Here is a 24,946-nt window from a genome sequence, read left to right as displayed (position 1 = left end):
CATCCTGTTTTTTTATTCGGTTCGCGATAAAAGAAGACGCGCGGCCCGCTTTTTCGGGTAATGATAATTATTGAGTAAGCATACATACAGCTCGATTCAAGTCAAACGGTAAAAAGCGAGGTTACCCTATTGCTCACTCTGATGGCCGCAAAGCTCCTTCGTCTTCTGCCCAATCAAGCTTTGAAGACGCCTATGCTCGATTCCGAACCGGTGACCGAAAAAAAAGAACTGCGGATCGAGACCTCCGTGAAGACCGCGGATATCGCCTTGTACTATCCTTCGGAAGCCGCGCAGAAAAAATTCCCGTTGTACATCAATCTCCACGGGGGAGCGTTCATCATGCACGACAAAGAGATGGACGATCCGTACTGCCGTTATCTGGCCAATCGGACCGGCTGCGTCGTCGCGAACGTCGATTACGCCAAAGCGCCGGAGTATCCTTTTCCGAAGCCGATCGAACAGCTGTACGAGATTTTCCGGTGGATCCAGAACAATGCCGACGGCTTGAATCTCGATCCGGAACGGATCGTGATCGGCGGGCAAAGCTCCGGCGCGAATCTGGCTGCTGCGCTTTGTCTTTATCTGGAAGAAAAAGGCGAGGCTCAACCCCTGCTTCAAGTGCTGAACGGTCCGATGCTCGATTTTGCCACTCCGTATTCGAACAAACCGGAACCGGACATGCTGCGGGCCCGCTATCCGCAAGTCGCCCATTTTTTGAACCTGTGCTACGTCCCGAAAAAAGGCCAAGCGGAGAACCCTCTCGCTTCTCCCGTTTACGCGACGGTCAGCGACCGATTGGCGCCCGCTCTGATCTTGATCGCGGGGCTTGACGCGTTCAGGCCGGAAGCGGAAGTTTACGCGGAGAAATTGAGAGCGGCCGGCGCGAAGGTCGAAGCGAAAGTGTTCGAGGGCTGCAAACACTCGTTCACCCATCTCGGTCCGAAAGAAAAAGCGGAAGAAGCTTGGGCCTTGATCGCGCGCCGCATCCGAGAAACGGTCGAACTGCCGGCCTGCTCGGCGCAACAATGAACGACATTTTCGTTTCATGGGAAGGAGACCCCCGACAAGTGAACACGACAAACAAAAGCGTAGTAGTAATCGGAGGCGGACTGGGAGGGCTGTCGGCCGCGATCTCGCTGGCGCAGGCAGGTTACGCCGTCTCTTTGTACGAGAAAAACAATCATATCGGAGGCAAACTGAACCGGTTGGATCAGGACGGTTTCGGTTTCGACTTGGGTCCCTCCATTCTGACGATGCCCCGGGTATTCGAAGATCTGTTCAAAGCCAGCGGGAAATCCATGAAAGACTACGTGCGGATCGAGAAGCTGGACCATCAATGGCGCTCCTTTTTCCCGGACGGAAACGTGATCGACTTGTACGAAGACCTCAAGCAAATGGGCGAGAACAATCCGTCGTTGAGCGCGAAAGACATGCGCGAGTATCGGAAGCTGCTGGATTATTCCAAAAAGATCTACGAGATGACGGATCAGACGTATTTCAAGCACGGCGTGGATTCGACCAAAGAAATCATGAAGCATACCAGCCTGCTCGGCGCGTTGAAAAATTTCGATCTGTTTTCGACCGTTCACGAAGGCATCGACAAACGGATCAGCAATAAGCAGCTGCGCGATATGCTGTCCTACTTTATCAAATACGTGGGTTCGTCGCCTTACGACGCGCCGGCCGTCTTGAACATGATGATCTATATGCAGCATGACCAAGGCCTGTGGTACGTACCCGGCGGGCTCAATAAGTTGGCGGACGGTTTGGTGAAGCTGGCCCAAGAAGAAGGCGTCGTTTTCCATTTCGGGACGCCGGTCGCCAAGCTCGAAAAAAAGAAGAACGCGATCACGGGCGCTTGGTTGGCAGACGGAACCCGGCTGACCGCGGATTATTACGTGTCGAATATGGAAGTCATTCCGGTGTACGAACGACTGCTGCAAGAAGACAGCCGCTTCGTGGACAAATTGAAACAAAAATTCGAACCGGCCAGTTCCGGTCTCGTTCTGCATCTGGGCGTGAAAAAAACGTATCCGCAGCTTCGCCATCATAATTTCTTTTTCGCGAAAAACATGAAGCAGCAGATGCAGTCCATTTTCCATGATCACAAGCTGCCGAACGATCCGGTGATTTATCTGGTCAACGTCAACAAAACCGATCCTTCGCAGGCCCCGGAAGGCCACGAGAATATCAAAGTGCTGCCGCATATTCCGTATATCCAAGATCAGAAACCGATCAGCCGGCAGGAATACGAGCAGTTTGCCGAGCGCGTCCTGATCAAATTGGAGAAAATGGGCTTGCACGATCTGCGGGAAAATATTGTCACCAAAGACATGTGGACCCCCGAAGATATCCGCAACACGTACGGATCGGACCGCGGCGCCATTTACGGAACGCTGTCGGACCGCAAGAAAAACAAAGGGTTCAAGCATGCCAAGCAAAGCGAACTCTACAACAATCTGTATTTCGTGGGCGGAACCGTGAATCCGGGCGGCGGCATGCCGATGGTCACGCTCAGCGGACAGCTCGTCAGCAAAAAGATCGTGCAAAGAGACCGTTCCCATGCCCGACGCTGACCTTGATTTTCTGGACATATTGTCGCAAAAGCAGCGGGAAGAACGGTTCGAGCAAGGAATCCCTTCGAGCGAGATGCGCAAAAAGCAGCTTTTGAAGCTGAAACGCCTTTTGACGGAGCGCGAAAAAGATCTGGCCGACGCTTTGCACGCCGATCTCGGAAAACCCGCGTTCGAATCTTTTTCGTCCGAGATCGCCGTTCTGTTGAACGAAATCGATTACGTCTGCAAGCATCTCGCCGGATGGAACCGCCCTCGAAGGTCAAGGCACCTCAAATTGGGCGTGATCGAAGTGTTTCGCAAAAAAAGACAGCCTTACGGCAGCGTGCTGATCATCGGTTCGTGGAATTACCCGGTCCAGCTTACGCTGATGCCCGTGATCGGCGCCATCGCCGGCGGCAATTCCTGCGTGATCAAACCGTCCGAATACGCGCCGGCATCGGCCGGGCTGCTCGAAGAAATCATCAATCAAGCGTTTCCGCGGGACCAGCTGCTCGTCGTGAACGGAGATGCGCAGGTTGCGAGCCGATTGACTTCGGCCCCTTTCGACTTGATCTTCTTCACGGGCAGTACCCGAACGGGCCGACTTGTCGCCGATCAGGCCGCCAAACGGCTGACGCCGACGATTCTCGAACTCGGCGGGAAAAATCCGTGCATTCTGGACGAAACGGGCTTTTCGAGCGCCGCCGTCCGGGACATCGTCTGGGGCAAGTTCCTGAATGCCGGGCAGACCTGCATCGCGCCGGATACGCTGTTCGTGCATGAGTCCGTTTACGAGCAGACGCTGAGCGAGATTGCCGCCGCGCTGTCCGCGTTCTACGGCGAGCGGCCGCAGGCAAGCCCGGATTACGGCCGAATCTGCACCGACGCCCATTTCGATAAAATGGTCGATCTGCTTGGACAAGGTACGATCCGTTTCGGCGGCCAGCATGACCGGTCCGACCGGTTTGTCGCGCCGACCGTGTTGACGGATATTCGGCCGGGAAGCCCGGTCTCGGAAGAAGAAATTTTCGGTCCGGTCCTCCCGGTCGTTCCCTATGCCGATTTCGAGACTTTGTTGTCCGGCGGCGATCTTCAGCGCGATGCGCTCACCGGATACCTGTTCAGCACGAACAAACAGCGAATACAACGGTTCGACGATTATATGCGTTCTTCCACCGTCAGCGTCAATCAAGTGATCCATCATGCCGCGAGCCCCCATATCGCGTTCGGCGGCGTGGGCCGAAGCGGATACGGCGCTTATCACGGCCGAGCCGGCTTTCTGGCTTTCAGCTACGAGAAAACGAATGTCCGCACTTATCATTACCTGCGCTTTCCGGGCAAATTTCCGCCTTATTCCGACCGGAACCTGAACGCGTTGAAGAAGTTGAGAAAGCGGCTGTTATGATCCGGTTGACGACCCGGCTTATGGAGCAAATACGATACGGAAACGAGGGTACGCATGAGTAAAAAGGTGATCGTCATCGGAGGCGGGGTAGCCGGGCTCGCGACCGCGATCAGGTTGCAGCATGCGGGCTATCAAGTCGAGATCTACGAGAAAGAGGCGACGCCCGGAGGCAAGATGAACCGGATCGAACTGGAAGGAGGATACCGGTTCGATCTGGGGCCGAGCATCGTGATGATGCCGGAGATCTACCGGGAAATCTTCGAATCGTGCGGCCGCGATCCGGACGATTACATTCCGATGCAGAAGCTCGACCCGATCTATCGGGCTTATTTCAGCGACATCCCCGACCAACCTTTCGATATCTCTTCCGACATGACCGAACTGACCCGCACGATCGAGTCGATCAGCGAAGAAGACGTGTCCGGCTTTTTCCGGTACATGAACGAGATTTATCAGAAGTTCGTCATCGCCAAGCACTATATTCTTCCGAGACCTTTCCGCAAAAGAGCCGATTTCTACAATCTTCCGATGCTCAAAAAAGCGGTGAAGCTGAAACCGTACGATACCGCGGATCAATTCGTCGGACGGTATATCAAAAGCAAAAGGCTGCGGCAGATGATCAGCTTTCAAACGCTGTATATCGGCATCTCGCCTCTGACCAGCCCTTCTTTCTACACCATGATTCCCATGCTGCAATTTCTGTACGGAGTCTGGTTCATCAAAGGCGGGATGTACACGATGGCTTTGTCGATGGAACGGCTGTTCAAGGAACTGGGCGGTTCGATCCATTACGGCAAAAACGTGCAGGAGATCGCGATTCGCAACGGAAAAGCGGAAGGGATCGTCGCGGACGGACAAAACGTCTCTGCGGATTATGTGGTGTGCAACGCCGACTTCCCGTACGCGATCAAACATCTGGTGCAGAACAAGCCGGCCAAAGGCAAATATACCGATAAGAAAGTCGACAGCTTGAAGTACTCCTGCTCTTGTTTCGTGCTGTATCTCGGCATGGATCGGAAATACGAAGAAATCGAGCACGTGCATAATTTCATGTTCAACGAGAACTTGGATCAGAATCTGAAAGACATCTTCGACGGCAAAAAACTGACGAACGCTTCGTTCTACGTGTATATCGCTTCGAAAGCGGATTCGTCTCTGGCTCCCGAAGGCAAAGACGGCTTGTATATCCTGATGCCCGTATCGAACGCGGCCGAGTCCAAGTACGAATGGAACGAAGAAACGGTTGCTTATTACCGCGGGTACATCTTGAACGAGCTCAAAAAGATTCGCGGCTTCGAAAATATCGAAAACGAGATCGTGACCGAAACGCATACCACGCCGCTCGATTTTCGTTCGAAATTCAACGCGTATAACGGCGCCACGTTCGGCTTGCAGCCTATTCTCAAACAAAGCAACCACTATCGTCCGCAAAGCAAAGCGAGCGACTGCGAAAACCTGTATTTTGCCGGAAGCAGCACGCATCCCGGCGCGGGCGTTCCGATCGTGCTCCTGTCGGCCAAGATCGCTTCTCAAGAATTGATCCAAGACGACACGGGCGAGCAGTTCGATTATTCGGCGAAATAAGAAAGGAGGCTCGCTTGATGACGACTATGGAAATCGTTAAACTGGCGATCGGGTTCGCGGCGGCGATCATCGGCGTGCTCGTGTTCTGGTCGCTTCCGGTTCCCCGGTCCTCTTCCCGCTCCGCGTCTGGGCTGCCGTTCGTGTCCATCGTCATTCCGGCCCGAAACGAAGAAAAACGGATCCGTCCGCTGCTGGAATCGCTGCGGCAGCAGCGCTTCCGGCAGTTCGAGACTCTGGTCGTGGACGACGATTCCGCGGACGGAACCGCGGCCCTCGCGGAAAGTCTCGGCGCGAAGGTGCTGCGGGGCGAAGGCGCGGGAAAATCGTCGGCCTGCTGGTACGGCGCGCAGCAAGCTTCGGGAAGCTGGTTATTGTTTCTGGACGCCGATACAAGGTTCGAAGACGAAGACGGATTGAGCCGTCTGCTGCATTTTCATCAGGAACAAGGCGCGCGCGGCATTACGGCGCTTCAGCCTTTTCATACCGTAGAGCGATTGTACGAATACATATCCGTCGTCTTCAATATCATCGTCGTGGTCGGCATGAATCTGTTCACGGTTCGGGGCACGCGGTTCAAAACGGCCGGTTCGTTCGGTCCGTGCATCCTCTGCAACCGGGAAGACTACTTCCTGTCCGGAGGCCACCACAAGATCGAAGGCGCCATCATGGACGATCTGGCGCTCGGCGAATCTTTTCTGGAACAGGATCTTCCGGTTCGCTGTCTGGGCGGCAAAGGCATTATTTCTTTGCGCATGTACCCGGAAGGCTTAGGCAGCTTGATCGAAGGCTGGTGCAAAAGTTTCGCCGTCGGCTCCAAGTCGACGCATCCGATCGTGATGCTGATGGTCATCTTCTGGATCTCCGGCAGCTTTATCGCCGCTTCGGCTCTGATTGCGTCGATCATGCACGGCAGTCCCGCGGCTATCGTCGCCGGCGGGATCTTATACGGGCTGTATGCGGTTCAGACCGCATGGTTTGCCGGAAGGGTCGGCAATTTCAACAAGGCGGTATTCCTCGTTTATCCGATCTGGTTTGCGTTTTTCGTCGGCATCTATCTGTATTCGTTCATCCGCGTGAACATTTTCCATTCCGTGAATTGGCGAGGCCGCAAAATCAAAGTCTGATCCGAACGAGCACCCTTACCTTTAGTGTTGACAAGGTACCTGTACGCGAACCCGCACTCCGGCGTTTGCGTGCAGGCTTCAACGGTAAAGGTCGGGTCTACGGTCTTCGAATACCGGGATCCGTCCTCTCGCTCTCGCGACTTCCTCCGTATCGATCTCCGCGGTCAGAAACTCGTCTTCTTCCCCCGCTTCGGCCAAGACGTCTCCCCACGGTCCCACGATCAGCGAATGACCCGCGAAAACATGGTCGGGATCGCGGCCGCTGCGGTTGCAGGCGACGACCCAGCATTGATTTTCGATCGCCCGGGCGATCAGCAGCGTACGCCAATGATGCAGCCGTTCCAGCGGCCATTCCGCCGTCACGAACAAGACTTCCGCGCCGTCGGCCATATTCGCGCGAATCCATTCGGGGAACCGGATATCGTAGCAGATCGCGCCCGCGCTTCGGAGTCCGCTCAGTTCGAATCTTCCTTTTCGGTCTCCGGCCTTCAGATGCAGATGCTCGTCCATCAAGCGGAACAGATGCGCTTTGCTGTACGCTCCGCAAGGTCTTCCTTCGCGATCGTAGACCAGCAGCGTATTGAATACGCCCTGCGGCGTACGTTCGGCCGCGGAACCGCCGACCAGATCGACCCCGTATTTGCGGGCGGCCGCCGCGAGGAAAGCCCGCGTGCGGGACGCTTCTTCGTCGGCGATCTCGTCCAGCCGCGTCAAGTCGTATCCCGTCGTCCACAGCTCCGGCAGGACTACGATATCCGGCTTGTTTTGCGTCGCGCGGGCGATGCTCGCTTCCATCGCCGCATAATTGCGTTCCGGATCGCCGAAAACGATATTGTGCTGAATGCAGGTGATTTTCCGTTTGGTCATGGCGCTGCCTCCGTTCTTCGGATTTGCGTTATGCGTATTCTGTTCAGCGTACCGGAAACGAAGCGCCGTTTGCAAATCGCGAAGCCGGCGAATCGTTGACAGTCCCCCGGCTTGCATGGCATAATGCAGACATATCAACCTTATCAAGAGCAGGCGGAGGGACCAGCCCGATGAAGCCCGGCAACCGACCCCCTTAAGGGGCACGGTGCTAATTCTTGCTCGTTCGTTTTATCGCCGCGCGGAAGAATCCGCCGGTTCGACGGAGCGAACGGAGAGATAAGAAGAGACCTTCGCTTATTCGAGCCTCTTCTTATCGGGAAGAGGCTTTTTGGTATTCGGATGAACGCTTATGCGTAAGCCCGGCATCTGCCGGTTCTTATAAGCGAAGTCCGGCGGTCCCTGCCGCCGCGCTTCGCCCGCCGGAACGTTACGCTCGATCGCGGTCCGGCTGTCTCCAAGTCGTCAAAGTCTTTCGCCGGCACGCACCGGATCGGTCGCTCTTCATTCCGATCCCGGCTGCATCAGACGCGTGATTCCATCCTCACATGCAATCATCCGGAGCGTCGGCGTTTTCGGAACGGGAGCCGATCGGCATACGAGCTTTCCCGGCTCGTTCGTCGATCGGCTCTTTTCCATGCGCGGCCGATTCGATTCGAACCGGATTTTCCGGAAATCGCCGACAAAAAACGGAAATTCCTTTCAAATTCGACCGATAGACGGATTATGCCGACAATCGTAGGTTTATCTATACCTATAGAAGATTCTGCGACGTTCCTCCGCCCTTTTCCCGCCACTGCTTGCCGACTGTCCGCCGCCCGTTCGTCGCAGCTTGTAGCCCGCTTCCTTGCATCAGCCGGTCTGACAACCCGATTCCCGCCGCTCGGTCCAAGATCCTATCCCGATTACGGAGGCGATTGCCATGAAATCCGGAATGTCCGTGCCCCAACGAGTCGGTCCGTCCTTTGTCGCCCTGCTGCTGAGCGCCGGCGTGCTGCTTCCGGTCTTTCCCGGCACGCCTGAAGTCTATGCGGCGGAGACGGTTCAGGCCGAAGCGCTGCCGTCTAATTCGTCCGCGCTGCGAGTCTCCGTCACCGATGCCGTGAACGGCCGAGCGCTGGAGGGCGTGAAGATCACGCTCTATTGGGCGGATACCGCCGCCAATCGGGCGGCCGGACGCCTGCCCGGCAAAGCGCTGCCCGACGCGAACGGCGTCGGCTCGCCGAGCGCGCCGACAAGCGATTCGTCCGGCTTGTATATCCGTTCCGTGCCCGGCGAAGCGGATTATTACCTCGTCGGCGAGAAGAACGGCTATCTGCCGTTCGACAGCCGCAAAGCAAGCGGAAGCGATGCGGCGGCAGGTATCCTGCATATCGGAGCGACCGGCACGGACTATGCGTTCTCGCTGACTCCGGCGGCGCATAAATATCCCGCTTATATGAGCGGTTATACGGACGGCTTGTTCCGGCCCGAACAGAACGTGACCCGCGTCGAACTCGCGGCCGTGCTCCAGCGGTCGATGGGCAAAGACTACAAGGGCACGGAAGCCGCGTTCCGCGATATCGATCCGGGCAAATGGTCCGCGGCCAGCGTCGCGATCGTGACCGCGAACGGTTGGATGCAGGGCACGGGCGGCTCGCGCTTCGAGCCGAACCGGGAAGTCAGCCGCGCCGAACTGGCGCAGATTCTGGTCAACGTGTTCGGCTGGAAGAACGAAGCCGGCTCGAAAGCCGCTTCGTTCAACGATACGGCCGGCCACTGGGCGGCCGACGCGATCGCTGCCGCCGCGGCAAACGGCGCGCTCGGCGGCTATCCGAACGGCAGCTTCCGGCCCGATCAGGCGGTGACGCGCGCCGAGATCGCCGTGCTGTTCAATCGCTTGACCGACCGCCCTGCCGATCCGGGACTTCCGATGACTTGGAGCGACGTCGCGCCTTCGCATTGGGCTTACGGCGATATCATGGCCGCCTCGCTCGATCATACGCCGAGTTCGACGCGTTGATTCCGATCGTCGGCGATACGGGACGGTCAGGCCGCTTCGGCGCGCTGCCTTGTTCCGCGTGTTCGAACGCCGCTGCTTCGCAGCTCGATAACTCGAAAAGCCGTTCGTTTCTCGACTGACGTCGAAAAGCGAACGGCTTTTTTTACGTTCAACATTCTTAAATCCATATCCGGTTCCCGATCCGACGACGAAAGAGGGTCGTTCGATCGGCTCGGGAAGAAGCGCCCCCGGCGCGACGCTTCTCCGCTCTCTTCGCTTCGCTCTTACGATTCTCCCGCCATGTCGCGTTGGAAACGGGCGATCGCTTCGTATTCGTTCTCCAAGCTGCGGGACACGGAGATGAAGATCGGCAGCAGATGTTTGTAGATCTTGGCGCTCTCTTCGTTCGGCTCGTGCCGATTGGTGCCGCCGATCATGTCTTCCACCACGTCCAGCGAAGGCACGCGTTTCAGCGCGTATAATCCCAGCACGGCCGCGCCGAGGCAAGAACTCTCGAAGCTCTCCGGCACGATCACTTCCTGATCGAAGATATCGGCCATCATCTGCCGCCACAGCGGCGAACGGGCAAAACCGCCGGTCGCGTGAATCTTCTGCGGACGGCCGATCTGTTCTTCCATCGCCAACATGACGGTGTACAGGTTGAAGATGACGCCTTCCAGCACGGAGCGGATCATATGCTCTTTGCGGTGGTTCATGGTCAGGCCGAAAAACGATCCGCGCGCATCCGGGTTCCAGAGCGGCGCGCGCTCGCCGGTCAGGTACGGATGGAACAGCAGCCCTTCCGAGCCGGGACGCACTTGTTCCGCGATGCGCGTCAGGACATCGTAAGGATCGATGCCGAGCCGCTTGGCCGTTTCGACTTCCGAAGCCGCGAATTCGTCGCGTACCCAGCGGAACAGCATGCCGCCGTTGTTGACCGGACCGCCGATGACCCAGAGGCCCGGAGCCAGCGCGTAACAGAAGAAGCGTCCCTTCGGATCGGTTACCGGCCGCTCCACCACGGTGCGGATCGCGCCGCTGGTACCGATCGTGGCCGCCACGACGCCCGGACGGATCGCGCCCACGCCCAGATTCGACAGCACGCCGTCGCTCGCGCCCACGATAAACGGCGTCTCGACCGCCAAACCGAGATCCGCCGCCAGTGCCGGAGGCAGGCCGCTCACCGCGTGCGTCGTCGGCACCGGCTTCGACAAATGTTCCGGCGTCACGCCGGCAAGCTTCAAAGCTTCTTCGTCCCAATCCAGCTTCTCCAGATTGAACAAGCCGGTAGCCGAAGCGATCGAGTGGTCGATCACGTATTCGCCGAACAAACGGAAGAACACGTATTCTTTGATCGAAACGAACTTCTCGCAGCGTCCGAACAGTTCCGACTGGTCATGACGCAGCCAGAGCAGCTTCGACAGCGGCGACATCGGATGGATCGGCGTGCCGGTCCGCAGATAAATCTCGCGTCCGCCCAGTTCGTTCTTCAGTTTCTTGGTCCACGCGGCGCTGCGATTGTCCGCCCAAGTGATGCAGGCCGTGACCGGCTGTCCTGTCGCGTCCAGTCCGATCAGGCTGTGCATGGCCGAGCTGAACGAGACCAGCAGCACCTGGTCGGGCTTCGCGCCGCCGCTCCGCACCGCGCCTTCGATCGCGCGAACGACCGCCCGGTAGATCTCGTCCGGATCTTGTTCGGCTACGGACGGCGAAGGGGTATGCAGCGGGTATCCGACGTTCTCCTGCGAGACGACCTCGCCGTTTTCTTTGAACAATACCGCTTTGGTGCTGGTGGTGCCGATATCGACGCCGATCATCAATTTGTCGTTCATGTGGCGACAACCTTCCTTCCGAATGCGGCAAAGCAGGCCGGAGGTCCGGCCCGCTTTTGCCTGCTTATTTTCTCGTCTCAGTTATCTATTAAACAAATACGCTCAAGATAAGAATAAAGATTAATCCGACGACCGACAAGATCGTCTCCATCGCGGTCCACGATTTCAACGTCTGGACGACGGTCATGCCGAAGAATTCTTTGATCATCCAGAAGCCGGCGTCGTTGACGTGCGACAGCACGAGCGAACCCGCGCCCGTCGCCAGCACGACCAGTTCGATATTGACGCCGGTCGATACGGCCAACACCGGCGCGACGATCCCCGCCGCCGTCGTCATGGCGACCGTGGCCGATCCCGTCGCGACGCGGATCAGCGCGGCCACGAGCCAAGCGAACAGAATGACGTTGATATGCGATTGGCTGGCCAGCGCCGCGATCGCGTCGCCTACGCCGCTGTCGATCAGCACCTGCTTGAACGCCCCGCCGCCGCCGATGATCAAGATGATCGAAGCGGTCGGCGCCAAGCATTCGCTCGTGAATTTGGAGATGTCCGCTTTGGTGAAGCCGCGGGCGAAGCCGAGCGAGAAGAACGAGAATACCGCCGAGATCAGCAGCGCGATGACTTCGTGGCCGACGAATTCGGCGAAGTGCGTGAAGCCGCTCGTTCCTTCCGGATCGACGATGCCGGCGATCGAGCCGAGCAGCATCAGCAGCACCGGCAGCAGAATCGTGAACAGCGTGATGCCGAAGCCCGGCAGGTTCTCCGAATTTTTGGCCGAGAACTGGTCGGCCAGCTCGGCAGGCGGCGTCACGAGAATGCGTTTGCCGATAAACTTGCCGAACACCGGACCCGCGATGATCGCGGTCGGAATGCCGACGATCAGCGCGTACAGAATGGTCGTGCCCAGATTCGCGCCGAACGCGTCGATCGCGATCATCGGCGCCGGATGCGGCGGCACGAGTCCGTGCACCGTCGACAAGCCGGCGAGAATCGGAATCCCGATATGCAGCAGCGACATGCCCGTTTTGCGCGCGACGAGGAAGATGATCGGGATCAGCAGGATGACGCCGACTTCGAAGAACACCGGAATACCGACGATAAAGCCGACGATGACCATCGCCCAATGCACCCTTTTGACGCCGAATTTATCGATCAGCGTATTGGCGATGCGTTCCGCGCCGCCGGATTCGGCCATCATCTTGCCGAGCATCGTGCCGAGACCGATGACGATCGCGATCGTACCCAACGTACCGCCGAGACCGCCGGTGACCGACTTGATCAGCTTCTGCGCTTCCATGCCGGACAGCAGACCCAGAATCAGCGCGGACATCAGGAGCGTGACGAACGGGTTCCATTTATATTTGGCGATCAGCAGAATCAAGAATACGATCGCGATCGCCGTCCATACGAGCAGCGTCGCGTTATGACTGAGTCCGAACAAACTTTCCATAAGATCCTCCTTCATGGCTGACGGCTCCGCCTTCGGATGCCGGATTTTATTTTCGTAACGCTTACATAAAAGATTCCGAACAAAAAGTTCCGCGTCAACAATAAGCTTGCTTTTTAAGTCGGTATACTTGTCGACAAGTTGGTCAGGAAAAAGCCGTTTTTTCGAGCTTTTTCCTGTTCAACCCGTTCGAGAAGACGATCTTGTCTTGACGTTCGAGCTCTGCCCTTCGTCAATGCAGGCTGCGGTTCAACGTCTCGCCGGAATCGTCGAAGTAAGCTTTCACCACTTCGCGAATCTTGTCGGCGCTGCCCGAACGCAATCCTTCGATCACCATCCGGTGCTTGTCCGCGACCCAATGCATCCGCTCCTCGCCCTGCTTGAATCCTTGTTCCGTCGTCAGCAGAATCACGGTCATGACGATCGGGCGAATGCTGTTCCACAGATGCAGAATCCGGGTATGCCGCGCTTCCGTCACGATCCGCTCATGGAACGAAAAGTCCTGATACGCGAATTCCACGTAATCTCCGTGCTTCGCCGCCAGTTTCATCCGGTCGATCCCCTGTTCGAGCTGCGAGACGAGCGCCGCGTTGTCGCGGCCGGCCAGACGCTGCTGCGCGAAACTCTCGATCAAGTAACGAACGTCGTACAGCTCCTTCACGTCTTCGAGATTCAGCCCCACGACGACCGCGCCCATCCGTTCCAGACGGATCAGCCCTTCGCCGGCCAGCATCTTCAGCGCTTCGCGCACGGGCGAACGGCTGGTACCGAACGTCTCCGCGACGCGGTTCTCCGAGATCACTTCGCCCGGCTTGATCTCTTCGTTGATAATTTGCAGCCGCAGCCGGCTGGCGATCGACTCGCCGAGCGAAGCGCCCTGGAGCCAAGCGGAAGGATATTGCATGGTCAAACCCCCGTTACCGAATTGGCCCGCGGCGAAAAGAGTGACGCTTCCCGCCGCGGATGCCCTTTCCTGATTATAGGCCGTGTACGCAAACTTAACGACGTGCATCTTTAGCCGCCTTTTCGCCCTCCAGCGCCGGATTCGCTCCAGAAGCATAACCGAACCCGCAATGGATTCGCTCCAGAAGCACGACCGAATCGCCAACGGGCGTCAGTGCCCCTTGACGTGCCCCGGCACGCCTTCGGAACCCTTCCTTGCGGAGAACGAAAATTCGCCTAAATCTGCTTCCTTCGAAGTTTGCGTACACGCCCTAGCATACTTGCCGGCCGAGTTCCGCTGACGCGGGAGCTTCGGACGAGCGGGAACGGCAGGCGATCAGTTGTCTTTGACGACCGCGTGTCCGCCGAACTCGTTGCGCAGCGCCGCGACCACTTTGCCGTGGAACGTGTCGTTCTCCAGCGAGCGGTAGCGCATCAGCAGCGACAGCGCGATGACCGGCGTGCTCACTTCGAGATCGAGCGCTTCCTGTACCGTCCATTTGCCTTCGCCCGAACTCTGCATGACGCCTTTGATCTCGTCGAGATTCGGGTCTTTGGAAAAGGCGTTCTCCGTCAGTTCCATCAGCCAACCGCGGATGACCGAGCCGTTCGACCAGACGCGGGCTACCGCTTCGTGATCGTAATCGAACGCGCTTTTCTCCAGCACTTCGAATCCTTCGCCGATCGCCTGCATCATGCCGTATTCGATGCCGTTATGCACCATTTTGAGATAATGTCCGCTGCCGCTCGGTCCGGTATAGAGATATCCGTTTTCCACGGCGAGATCTTTGAACAGCGGTTCGATGATCTTGAACGCTTCTTTGTCGCCGCCGATCATGAAGCAGCCGCCGTTCTGCGCGCCGGACATGCCGCCGCTCGTGCCCGCGTCGAAGAAGAAGATGCCTTTGCGGCCCAGCGTCTCGGAACGGCGGATCGAATCTTTGTACTGCGAGTTGCCGCCGTCGATCACGATGTCGCCTTCTTCCAGCAGTTCCGACAGACCGTCCAGCACGCCGTCGACGATTCGTCCTGCCGGAACCATCACCCATACGACGCGCGGCTTCTCGAGCCCCGCTACCAGTTCCGCTACGGAATCGGCGGCGGTTGCTCCTTTTTGCGCCAATTCGCGTCCCGGTTCCGGGTTGACGTCGTTCACGACGACTTGATGTCCGTTCTCCAACAGGTTCAGTACCAAGTTATAGCCCATCTTGCCGAGGCCGATCATTCCGATTTTCATGCTGCTCGCTCCTTTATTCGGATCGCCGGATGCCGTCTTGGCCGTCCGGCGATCATAAAATTAAACCCATGCAACTAGTATACCTGTATACAACTTCCTCTTTTATCTTACTCCTCTTGTCACAAAATTGTAAAGAAGAAGATTGAAAGCGGTTAATGCGTCGATCCGCACAACAAAAACGGCACCCTTAACGGGTGCCGTACGGGTCGCCCTGCCGGGAATGCTCTGCTTTCCATTACCCCGGTTTCGGACGGACGAACAGTTTTTTGCAAGGAAGCCTCGAAGACGTCGGTCAGGAAATCTTCTTGCCTTTGCCGCTGAAGATCTTTACCGCGTCGTTCTCGTAGCCGACCTGATACGTCAGTCTGTAAGGCGTATAGACGGTACCGGCATCCGTAAATTCTTCCGCCGTGATCTCGATCGTGACGGCTACCCGGTCTCCGTCCTGCTCGGACGAGATCGAATCGACCTGAATCGTCCCGGTGTTCAAGTAACCGTCGCGAAAATCGTTATAATCCGTTCCCGCCTGCCAACTGCTGCCCAGATACGAATACGCCGTCACGTAATCTTTGGCGGACAAGCTGTCGTAATACGCCGCGACCACGTATTCGGCTTCTTCCGCGATCGTCCAAGCGTCCACGTCGTCTCCGCCGTCGTTCGAAGCGATCTCGGGCAGATCGGTTCCCGGATTTTTCGACCATTTCTCGACCGTCTCCCGAACGCCGGTGATCGGCATGCTGAACCCGATCGAATTCTGCTCCGACATGACCGCCGAATTGATGCCGAGCACCGTTCCCGTCTTCGCGTCGACGAGCGGCCCTCCGCTGTTGCCCGGCGCGATCGGCGCGGAGATCTGGTAGAGGTTGTTGTAGACGTAAGGATCGATCGTGAAGTCGCGGCCGGTGCCGCTGACGATCCCCGTCGTGACCGTATTCTGCAAGCCGAGCGGACTGCCCAGCGCCAACACTTCGTCGCCGATCTCCGCGGCTTTGTCCGCCAGTTCGAGCGGTTTGGTTCCGACCAGTTCGGGTACTCTCACCACCGCGACGTCGGTCTCCGTTCCGGCTCCGATTACCTCGCCGTCCAAGATGCGCGCATCCGCCGTTTTGACTTTGACTTTGCGCGCGCCTTCCACGACATGCGCGTTCGTGATGACGTCGCCTTTGTCGTTATACAGAAAACCGGAGCCAAGCGAGTCTTCCAATTCGATCATGACTACTCTTTTCTGCGTCTCGGCGATCACGTCTTTGAGCGTAGCGGGCTTGGCCGATTGGGCGGCGACCGCCGTTTTCTGCCCGACCGGTACGGCCAGCAGCGGCTTGGCGTCCAGTTCCGCCGGAACGCGATCCATCACGTACCAAGCAGCGCCTCCGGCTCCGGCCGCGATCAACACAGAGGCGAGACCGCTGAATATCCATCCTTTTTTCATGTCGATCCTCCTCTACTGCAAGTACCAAGTGACATGGTCGACTTGGATGTTCACGTTGTCGTACCAGCCGTAATCGTAAGCGCTGAACGTCCCGCTCTCGCCCGGAGCGAGCGTATACGGCGAAGCGAAGGTCGACGAAGAGAACAGATAAGCGCCCGAAGCGTCATAGGCGGAATAATGGATTTCGATTTCGTAGATCGGGCGGGTCGCCACGTTCGTGACCGTGCCGGTCGTCGTGATATCGCCGTATTCCGAGACGGACGCGGTCAGGTCGCCGACTTGAACCGCCGCCGTCCGATTATTCAGGTCGTCCGCCTGCGCCTGCTGCTCCGCGCGCTCGATGCGCGCTTGTTCGGCCGCTTCGAACGCCGACTGCTCGGAATCGATCCGCTCTTGAAGCGCCAGCAGATTCTTGTCTTTCGACGCGTATTGCAGCCCCTGCTTCACCATGTCCGAGGCCTCGCCGAAACTTTTGTCCTTCAGCAATTCTTCGGCTTTCTTGCCGCTGATCGACGCGATCCGGCTCACGATCAGCTTATGCACTTCGCCGGCTTCGGCCGTCGCCAAGCGGTCGACTTCGTGCAGCTTGTAAGCCAGCGCTTCGATGTCTTCCAGCTTGTCGATCTCCTGTTTGACGCGCAGTACGGACAGACGGTCGCGCGTCTCGGCCGCCGTCTTTTTGACCCGGTCGAACAACGGCTCGCCGCGTTTGCCCAGTGAATCTTCCAGCACGCCGAGCGACTTCTCCGCCGCGTCCAACTGATTCTGCTTCAGTTGCGCGGACACGCTGCCCAGCTTGTCGTTCACGCGCTGCGCGGTCTCGATCAGCGTCCGGTCGGTATCCGCGGCGGCGAACTCGGGACGCAGTTCCGACGTGCGGTCCAGCTTCGCCAACGCTTCGGCGTATTTGCCGTCCAGCGCAAGCTTGCCGGCTTCCTGATGCAGCGCCGACGCCTGCTCGTTCAGGCCGGCTTCACGCTCGTACAGCATGTAGACGCCGCCCGCGCCGATGCCCAGCAGCAGCGTCGGGATGATCCACATCAAATGGCGGGAGCCGCTTTTGCGCTTGGCACGCGGCTCTCCGGGCGGACCGGCTTCGGCGAGCCGATCCGGCGTTCGCGTCATTCTCGGCACGGCCGGCGCAGACGGCAGTTCCGGCGTTCCCGCCGTCTCTGGCATCCGATCCGAAGTTTCCGCCGTCTCCGGTGTCCGCTGCGCCAGTCCGGCGTTTCCGGATTCGCCGGAAGGCTTGGTCAAATCGACGGAAAATGGCGCTCTTGCGCTCTCTTCCCCTTGTGCTGTGCCTGCCGGCTGCACGCGCGTGCCGCACGACGGACAGAATGCGGCATGTTCAGGCAAACTCGTTCCGCAATGGCTGCAATACATTCTAGCCCCTCCCGCAATAGACAATCGAATGCTGTCTTCTTCGGAACAAGCAGAAGCTGCCTGCTTGTTCGACTGTTATTAATGTAGCATAATTCATGTCCATTTAGGGCGAAATTTCCTGCTGTAAGATGACCGCATCCAATCAAAGGTTTGAGCCTTTCGGAAACGCGCACGGTTCAAGCGGGGTTCCGAAGGGCGAAACCTTACATTATCTGCGGTCAGCGTACGAGTGAGTTGACCGCATCCAATCAAAGGTTTGAGCCCTTCGGAAACGCGCACGGTTCAAGCGGGTTTTCCGTCGGAGACTTCGTACACGGGTTAGGTACGAAATCTCGGAGGGCGAAACCTTACCTTGTTCGCGGTCAGCGTACTGGCTCCGAAAGTCCGATTCTTCGCGGAACGGCTTTGCCGCAAGCAAAAAAACTCTTTCTTCCGGGCAAGCGGAAGAAAGAGTTCGGATGACCTTGCGCTTAATGCCCGAGTTTCCACTGCTGTGCCCGGTTTCCTTGGCGGACCGGTTCCGGCTTCAAACTGCCGTCCGCTGCTTCAGTCAAAGCCAGACCGCCGGAGACGTTGACGATCTTAACCGTTCCTCGCGTATCCTTGCGGAGCAGCCAGCGCTGATTGTCGTAACCCAGATAATCGTAGAGCTGAATCGTACTGCGGCCGACGTCCAGATCGAGCGCCGACCCTTCCGGCGTTCGCAAAGAAAACGAGCAGTCCGGGCTGCCGGTCGGAACGGCCGTCCACAGTGGGGCATCGCTGCCGATCGTCGTCAAGCCGACGACAGATCCGCGTTCCTTGCCGGCAGCGGCAAGCGCGCGGCCCGACGATTCGTTCAAGATCGGGAACGAGCGCAGCTTGGCGGGCTTGGCTCTCGAAACTTCGACGTTCTGGAAAGCGGCGCGCCCGCCGAACGCGTGCAGGCCGAACCGTCCTTCGGCGAACGTGCCGTCGCGGACGTCGATCGCCGGCCTGCCGTCCAGCCATGCCCGAAGCCGCGGTCCTTCGGCCTGCACGCGCAGACGGTAGGTGCCGCCGCTTCGGATCTCGGCGGGATACCGCGCCAACACCTGACGTTCGGCGAAGCTGCCGCCGACCTTATAGAACAATCGCAGCGCCTGCATATTCGGATCGAGATTCAGGTAGTAGGCGCTGCCTCCGGTCCGATCGGAGCGAAACAGCAGCGAAGCGGCTCCGCCCGCTCGATCCAGCTTCACGTCGGCTTCGTAAACGAAATCGCCGGCCTTGACCTCCGACACGGCGGTCGTATCGCCCTGCGCGCCGCCGCGCAGCCCGTCTTCCGTCACGATCCATTCCGCCGAGGCCGGAACGATTGTCAGCGCGCCGAGATCGGAGCGGAAACTTCCGCCGTATACGGTGACCGGGATCGCGCGCGCGAAGCCGTTCGCGGCCGAAACGGTGACCGACGCTCGGCCCGGACCGACCGCGCGCAGCACGGCGCTGCCGCCCGAAGAAGCGGACACCGAAACGACGGAAAGATCGGAAGACGTCCACGTCGGCGCGATCGCATCCGCGGAAGACGAGAGGTACGGCGAAACGAATACCGTCCGACTATCCTGCGGTCCCAATTCGATCGCCGTCTCGTCCGCGACCAGACGCGAAGGCTCTTCCGATTTCCATACGGAACCGAGAGCATAGACGTTCAACGACCGGATCTTCACCTGCCCGCTTTCGGCGTAGAAGCTCATGCCGCGGCGTGCCGTGCCCGGGAAGATCACGTCGGAGAAGACGGTCCGGCCGTCTGCCGCGAACACTTCGACCGTCGATTCGTCCACGAAGATCCGCAGTTTGATCCGCTTGTTCCCGTTGCTTTCGGGCGGAAGCTTCGCTTCCTGACGCAAACTGAGCAGAGGCGAATAATCGACGATGCCCGAAGCCGAACGGTCCAGCGACAGCTTTTCTTCGGCGGCCGAATAACGGATATCCGTAAACTGCCCGCCGCCTTCGCGCACTCGGAATCCGAAACTGTCGGCGGCTCCCGTCTCCGGCAGTTCCAGCTCCGCTTCGATCTCGTAAGCGCCCGCATTCAAGCCTTGCAGCGGATTCGGCGAATCTCCGTTCACGGTCGTCTCGCCGATGCTTCGCAGTTCGCTTCGGAGCGCGGCGAGCTCCTCGATCGGAGCCTGCGCCAAGCGAATCCCTTCTGCCGTGCGCGTCAACGACAATTCCCGGGGCAGCGACAGCACGCCTTTCCAACCGGCAGTCGGGAACGCGAACGGATAGTCCCAGTTGGTCATCCACGCCATGACGATCCGGCGTCCGTCCGGCGCGTCGGCGAACGAGGAAGACGCGTAGAACTCTTTGCCGTAGTCCGTTCGAAGCACCTTGCCGGCCGGATTGTCATTGACGAACTTGCCGTCTTCGGTCAATCGTCCGACGAAATACTCCGCGTCCGACCCCTGCGTAGCCGGGTTCGCACCCGTGCTGATCATCAGCACCCAGCGGCTCTCGTCCGTTCCTTGTACCGGCAGCTTAAACAAATCGGGACATTCCCAGACGCCGCCGCGCACGTATTCGCCGTAACCGAAGTTGTCGGTCAGCGTCCAGTCGGTCAGGTTCGTCGAAGAGAAAAAGCGGATATGGTCGCCGCCCGATACGACCATGATCCAACGGCCGTTGTCTTCGTCTCGAACGACCTTCGGATCGCGGAAATCCCAACCGCCTGGGTCGTCGCCGTTCTTGCCCGGATTCTCGATCACGATCGGGCGATCTTCGGAATAATGCCACGTCCGACCCCGATCGGAACTGTAAGCGAGTCCGATCTTCTGGTTGCCGTTCGGCGCGTCGGGATTATAAGACGTGTAATAGGCGATCAGGCCGCCTCCGTCGGGCGAGCCGTCGAACAAACCCGAGACGTTATCGGGATCGGCGATCGCGGAGCCGGACCAGATATGGCCGAGCTTGTTCCAATCGAGCGCGATCGGCAGACTCTTCCAATGCAGCAGGTCGGTGCTGACCGCATGCGCCCAGCGTCCGCCGTCCTGATGGAACAGATGGTATTCGCCTTTGTAGTAGATCATTCCGTTGGGATCGCTGGCCGAACCGCGCTGCGGCGAATAATGATAAGCCGGCCGATAGGTTTCGCCGTAGTACTCTTCCTCGGGCGTCAGATACGTATCTTGAAAAACGGCTTCGCCGCTGCGAACGGCAAGTCCCGCAGCCGTACCGCCGGGCGCAAGCCCGGACAACTCCAAGGCCGGTTCGGCATAGCCGTCGACGAACACGCGCACCGCGTTCTGTTCAGCTCGGATCTCCAAGCGGTGGCGGATGCCGTCTTCGCTCGGATACGAAGCATCCGACCGAGCCAACACGCTTCCGTCCGGGCCGGTCGCCGCTGCCCGGACGCGGCCGTTCTCGCGGTCCAACCAGACCGCGTACCCGCCTCGGCCGTCGGCTCCGGCCCCGAACGTCAAGCCGGCCGAAGCAGCCGCGGACTTCGGCGACAGATCGGCGGCGAATACGAACGTCTCCGCATTCGGCGAAGCATACACTTTGAGCGCGGGCGTTCCGTCGGCGTCCGCCGTACCGCGAACGCCCTTGCTGTCGGTTATCCAGCTCCCTTGATCGATGATTACGCTTTCAAGATTGCTGTTCCAAACGGCAGCTTCGGCGGAAGCGGCGGCCTCCGGCGATGTCGATGATTTCGTCTCCTTCTGCGTATCGGCATCATTTCCCGCGGTATGATTTGTCGTTTTCCCGGCCAAAACGTTCCCTCCTTCTTCGGCGAACACCGTAGACGCGCCGCCCGCCGCTGCCGCGCTTCCCGCCATCATCGCCGCGCACAGCAGCGCAGCGAACTTGCTTATGTTCTTCATCGGGATGATCCTCCTCGATCAAATAAGTACGGAGCATACGCGCGAACCGCAGACAGAGCGCAGGCTTCCGCATGCTGCCGATTCGGTTCGCGCTTCGCTCCGGTGTTTCGGTTTATACTCGGGCGGCTCCGAAGCTCTACCCGTAAAGAAACCCGGCCGACGCCGGAAGACCTTCATCTTCCCGGAGCCGCCGGGTTTCGCGTACGCAAACTTCGAATGAAATCGACGTATCTGCCAAATCCTGACCAAACGTCAACATTTCGAGCCTAAAAAGCGGATAGAAACGCAAATGTTGACGAAAAGTCAGTATTTTCAGCTTTTTTCCCTCATTTCCTCTCCAACTCGCATCATTTGTTGACGAAGCGTCAACATCTCGGTTCAGTTCACCGAAAAAAGAGAGAATTTGCTGACGAAACGTCAACATTTCCTGCGAGTGAGTTGACCGTATTCCATCCAAGGTTTGCGTCCATCGGAAACAGGAACAGTTAAAGCGAGTTTTCGGTGGACATGACCTAACCTTATTTGCGGTCAGCGTACCGGATTGTTTCTTGGCTTGATCGTCAGTCAATCTTGCGCCGTTCCGCTGCCGACCGCGCCGGGAACGCCCGGTTCCCGCGCTTCCCGCAGCGCCCGGATGCCGAGCACCAAAGCGCCGCGCAGACCCGACTCCGTGCCGAGTCCCGGCGCCGTGATATAGCCGTCCAGCCCTGCGCCTTCGGCGAGGTCTTCCGCCGCGACGTACCCGTTCAGGTTCTTCGCGACGTCCCGGCGCACGAGCGGCAGCAGATGTTCCTGCTGCATGACGCCGCCGCCCAGTATGACTTTGCGCGGCGACAGCAGCAGGATCGCGGACGATACCGATTGGGCGATATAATGCGCCTCGATCTCCCAAGCCGGATGATCGGCCGGAAGCTCATGCCCCGGAACGCCCCAGCGCGCTTGCAGCGCCGGACCGGAAGCCATGCCTTCCAGACAATCGCCGTGATACGGACAGACGCCCGCGAAGCCGTCGCCTTGATGCCGGCGCGGCAGCGTATGGCCGCCTTCGGGATGCAGCAGGCCGTGCAGCAGCCGCCCTTCGGCGTAGACCCCGATCCCCACGCCCGTGCCGATCGTGTAATAGAGGCAGCTGTCCAGCCCCGCCGCCGCACCCCAGACGGCTTCGCCGTAAGCGGCGGCGTTGACGTCGGTGTCCCAGCCGTACGGGACGTCGAAGCGGCGGCGCAGCGCGCCGAGGAAATCGCAGCCGCTCCAGCCGGGCTTCGGCGTGGTCGTCACGAAACCGTAAGTCGGACTGCCGGGCCGCAGGTCGATCGGCCCGAACGAGCCGATCCCGATCGCCGCGACGTTCTTGTCCGCGAAATAATCGATCGCCCGGCCGAGCGTCTCGTCCGGCTGCCCGGTCGGAAAGCTGACGCGGTCCAGCAGTTCCCCGTCCGCGGTGCCGATCCCGCAGACGAACTTGGTCCCTCCGGCTTCGATCGCGCCGATGACGGCAGAGCTTTCGCGGCGAGGCGAGGCGCCGCTTCCGAAGGTCGTCATCGGACCGCGCCTCCTTGCCCGGGCGCGGTCGCCGCTGCTCCTTCGGCAGCTTCGCCGGCCGTGCCTCCTGCCGATCCGGCAGTTCCCGCCGCCGTCGCTCTTGCCGATTCGGCCGCCCCGGCCGCAGCCTCGCCGGCCGCGATGCGGGAGATCCGCACCGAGCGGAATACGCTATCCGCTCCGCCCGCTTCCGCATCGCCCGCCGACGCGGACAATCCGTCGGCGCCTTCCCCCGGGAAGATCAGGTCCGTCATAACCAGACGGCCGTCTCCTTCGAACACCTCGACCGAAGACCGGTCGACGAAGATCTGCAGAGCCGTTTCCGCCGGTTCTTCGGCGGCCGCTCCCTGCTCCGCCGCCGTCCGCGCGCGATTCGGCGCGTCCGCTTCTGCGGCCATTCGCGCCTCTTCTTCCGCCTCTGCCGCTTCTACGGCCATTCGTGTATCCCCGGCCGACTCGGCCGTTTCCGCCCCTTCCGGCAGCTTCGCCGCATGCCGTCCCGCGAAATCGGCGTGGAACCCGCTTTCGCCCGACTTGCGGCGGTCGATATACAGTTCTCCCGCCTGCGCGTCGATGCCGACGCGGGTGACGCAGCCGCCGCCTTCGCGCAGCCGGAATTCAAACGAGCGGCCCGCTTGGGCGCGGACTTCCAATTCGAAGCTGTCCAACCGCAGCGATCTCAGCGCGGCATTCAATTCCGAGAGCGATACGTCCTTCAGTTCCAGAACCGGAACCCTTGCCGCGTCCAACTCGCGCGCCGGACGCTGGACCAACCGCTCGACGCCGCCGATCGTCTCCAGCGTCAATTCCCGCGGAATCGTCATCGCGCCGCGCCAGCCTTCCGTCGGCGTATGATTGGCATACCGCCAGTTGCTCATCCAGCCGAGAACCAGACGGCGGCCGTCTTCGGTCGGCATGTCCGACCAACTGACGCCGGCGTAGTTGTCGCGGCCGTGATCGAGCCAGCGGATCTCCTGCGACGCTTCGTCCGGTACGAAAGTCACGCCGTCGAAACCGCCGGTGAAATACTGCGTCCGCGAACCTTCCGTCCCTTCTCCGCCGTCGCCGATACTGACCAGCATGACCCATTTGCCGCGCGTCGGATCGCCGTCGATCGAAAGTTCGAACAGATCCGGACATTCCCAGACTCCGTCATGGGAGCCGATGCCTTCGCCGAACGTGCTGCCAAGCGTCCAGCTTTTCAGATCTTCCGAATGATACAGCTCGACTTCCTGCCCGCAGGCCAGAATCAGGATCCACCGTTTGCTCGATTCGTGCCAGAACACCTTCGGATCGCGAAAATCCGGCTTGCTTTCGCTCGTCAGTACCGGATTGCCTTCGTACTTGGTCCATGTGCGTCCGCCGTCGCGGCTGTAAGCCAAGCTCTGGCTTTGCACGGTCGGCACGCCGGGACGTTCCAGATGGTGGGTGAAAATCGCGACCAGCCCCGGCCCGTCCGGGAAAAATCCGGTCGTATTCTCTCGGTCCACTACCGCGCTGCCCGAGAAAATCGTGCCGACTTCGTCCGGTTCCAGCGCGATCGGCAGTTCTTCCCAGTTCACCAGATCGCGCGATACCGCATGACCCCAATGCATCGGTCCCCATGTATCGCCGAAGGGATGATGCTGGAAAAAGAGATGGTATTCACCTTCGAAAAACACCATGCCGTTCGGATCGTTCATCCAATGTTCGGCCGGCGAAAAGTGGTACGTTCCCCGGTAATCCGGTTTTGTCGTTTGAATGGTCATAAGCCCTCCTGATCGGGAATTTGGGTAAGTC

At 59.2% G+C, this 24,946-nt stretch carries 15 protein-coding genes, 1 pseudogene and 1 riboswitch; of the genes and pseudogenes, 6 read left to right on the top strand and 10 right to left on the bottom strand.

Annotated elements, in window-relative coordinates; all coding sequences use genetic code 11:
• The first annotated feature begins 129 nt into the window (after nt 1-129).
• From CDO73_RS10075 to CDO73_RS10055, 5 genes are read left to right on the top strand one after another with little or no spacing between them, the layout of a single operon-like run.
• Entirely contained in the window at nt 130-1,029 is a 900-nt protein-coding gene (locus tag CDO73_RS10075) for an alpha/beta hydrolase (RefSeq protein WP_256972642.1), read from the top strand.
• A 38-nt stretch (nt 1,030-1,067) separates the two neighbouring features.
• Entirely contained in the window at nt 1,068-2,576 is a 1,509-nt protein-coding gene (locus tag CDO73_RS10070; protein ID WP_088488392.1) for a phytoene desaturase family protein, read from the top strand.
• Complete coding sequence (locus tag CDO73_RS10065) at nt 2,563-3,960, top strand: aldehyde dehydrogenase family protein (RefSeq protein ID WP_088488391.1); 1,398 nt, start codon at nt 2,563-2,565, stop codon at nt 3,958-3,960. Before CDO73_RS10070 ends, CDO73_RS10065 begins: the two co-directional genes overlap by 14 nt.
• A 54-nt stretch (nt 3,961-4,014) precedes the next feature.
• Nucleotides 4,015-5,544: a phytoene desaturase family protein gene (locus CDO73_RS10060; RefSeq protein ID WP_088488390.1), complete on the top strand. Its 1,530-nt coding sequence runs from the start codon at nt 4,015-4,017 to the stop codon at nt 5,542-5,544.
• A gap of 17 nt (nt 5,545-5,561) precedes the next feature.
• The gene (locus CDO73_RS10055; protein ID WP_088488389.1) at nt 5,562-6,668 is read left to right on the top strand and encodes a glycosyltransferase family 2 protein; all 1,107 of its coding nucleotides are present in this window, start codon (nt 5,562-5,564) and stop codon (nt 6,666-6,668) included.
• 78 nt (nt 6,669-6,746) lie between these two features.
• On the opposite strand, the gene CDO73_RS10050 is transcribed toward CDO73_RS10055, so the two are convergent.
• Complete coding sequence (locus CDO73_RS10050; protein WP_088488472.1) at nt 6,747-7,535, bottom strand: carbon-nitrogen family hydrolase; 789 nt, start codon at nt 7,533-7,535, stop codon at nt 6,747-6,749.
• 137 nt (nt 7,536-7,672) lie between these two features.
• A riboswitch (SAM riboswitch) is annotated at nt 7,673-7,818 on the top strand.
• A gap of 636 nt (nt 7,819-8,454) precedes the next feature.
• On the opposite strand from CDO73_RS10050, the gene CDO73_RS10045 reads away from it, so the two are divergent.
• Nucleotides 8,455-9,534, top strand: coding sequence for an S-layer homology domain-containing protein (locus CDO73_RS10045; protein WP_088488388.1), 1,080 nt, complete (start codon nt 8,455-8,457; stop codon nt 9,532-9,534).
• 263 nt (nt 9,535-9,797) lie between these two features.
• On the opposite strand, the gene gntK is transcribed toward CDO73_RS10045, so the two are convergent.
• The 9 genes and pseudogenes from gntK to CDO73_RS10000 all read right to left on the bottom strand — a co-directional run.
• Nucleotides 9,798-11,345 carry a gluconokinase gene (gene gntK, locus CDO73_RS10040; protein ID WP_088488387.1) on the bottom strand — a complete coding sequence of 516 codons (1,548 nt, stop codon included), beginning with the start codon at nt 11,343-11,345 and terminating at the stop codon, nt 9,798-9,800.
• 88 nt (nt 11,346-11,433) lie between these two features.
• The gene (locus CDO73_RS10035) at nt 11,434-12,795 is read right to left on the bottom strand and encodes a GntT/GntP/DsdX family permease (protein WP_088488386.1); all 1,362 of its coding nucleotides are present in this window, start codon (nt 12,793-12,795) and stop codon (nt 11,434-11,436) included.
• A 229-nt stretch (nt 12,796-13,024) separates the two neighbouring features.
• A complete protein-coding gene (locus CDO73_RS10030; protein WP_088488385.1) occupies nt 13,025-13,696 on the bottom strand; it encodes a GntR family transcriptional regulator in 672 nt (223 codons plus the stop codon).
• Nucleotides 13,697-14,071: 375 nt separating this feature from the next.
• The gene (gnd, locus tag CDO73_RS10025) at nt 14,072-14,971 is read right to left on the bottom strand and encodes a phosphogluconate dehydrogenase (NAD(+)-dependent, decarboxylating) (protein ID WP_088488384.1); all 900 of its coding nucleotides are present in this window, start codon (nt 14,969-14,971) and stop codon (nt 14,072-14,074) included.
• Between the two features lie 292 nt (nt 14,972-15,263).
• Nucleotides 15,264-16,400: a S1C family serine protease gene (locus CDO73_RS10020; protein ID WP_088488383.1), complete on the bottom strand. Its 1,137-nt coding sequence runs from the start codon at nt 16,398-16,400 to the stop codon at nt 15,264-15,266.
• Between the two features lie 12 nt (nt 16,401-16,412).
• Nucleotides 16,413-17,786, bottom strand: a complete 1,374-nt coding sequence (locus CDO73_RS10015) for an FxLYD domain-containing protein (protein ID WP_088488382.1) — start codon at nt 17,784-17,786, stop codon at nt 16,413-16,415.
• Between the two features lie 470 nt (nt 17,787-18,256).
• Nucleotides 18,257-21,625: a GH32 C-terminal domain-containing protein gene (locus CDO73_RS10010; RefSeq protein ID WP_088488381.1), complete on the bottom strand. Its 3,369-nt coding sequence runs from the start codon at nt 21,623-21,625 to the stop codon at nt 18,257-18,259.
• Between the two features lie 564 nt (nt 21,626-22,189).
• Nucleotides 22,190-23,167: an ROK family protein gene (locus CDO73_RS10005; RefSeq protein WP_088488380.1), complete on the bottom strand. Its 978-nt coding sequence runs from the start codon at nt 23,165-23,167 to the stop codon at nt 22,190-22,192.
• 194 nt (nt 23,168-23,361) lie between these two features.
• Nucleotides 23,362-24,915: pseudogene (locus CDO73_RS10000) on the bottom strand (glycoside hydrolase family 32 protein); the annotation flags it as partial.
• Nucleotides 24,916-24,946: the final 31 nt, after the last annotated feature.

The organism is Saccharibacillus sp. O23 (assembly GCF_002205895.1).
Lineage (GTDB): Bacteria > Bacillota > Bacilli > Paenibacillales > Paenibacillaceae > Saccharibacillus.
Note: the sequence above shows the minus strand (reverse complement) of the source record. Positions and strands in the feature narration are given on the sequence as shown.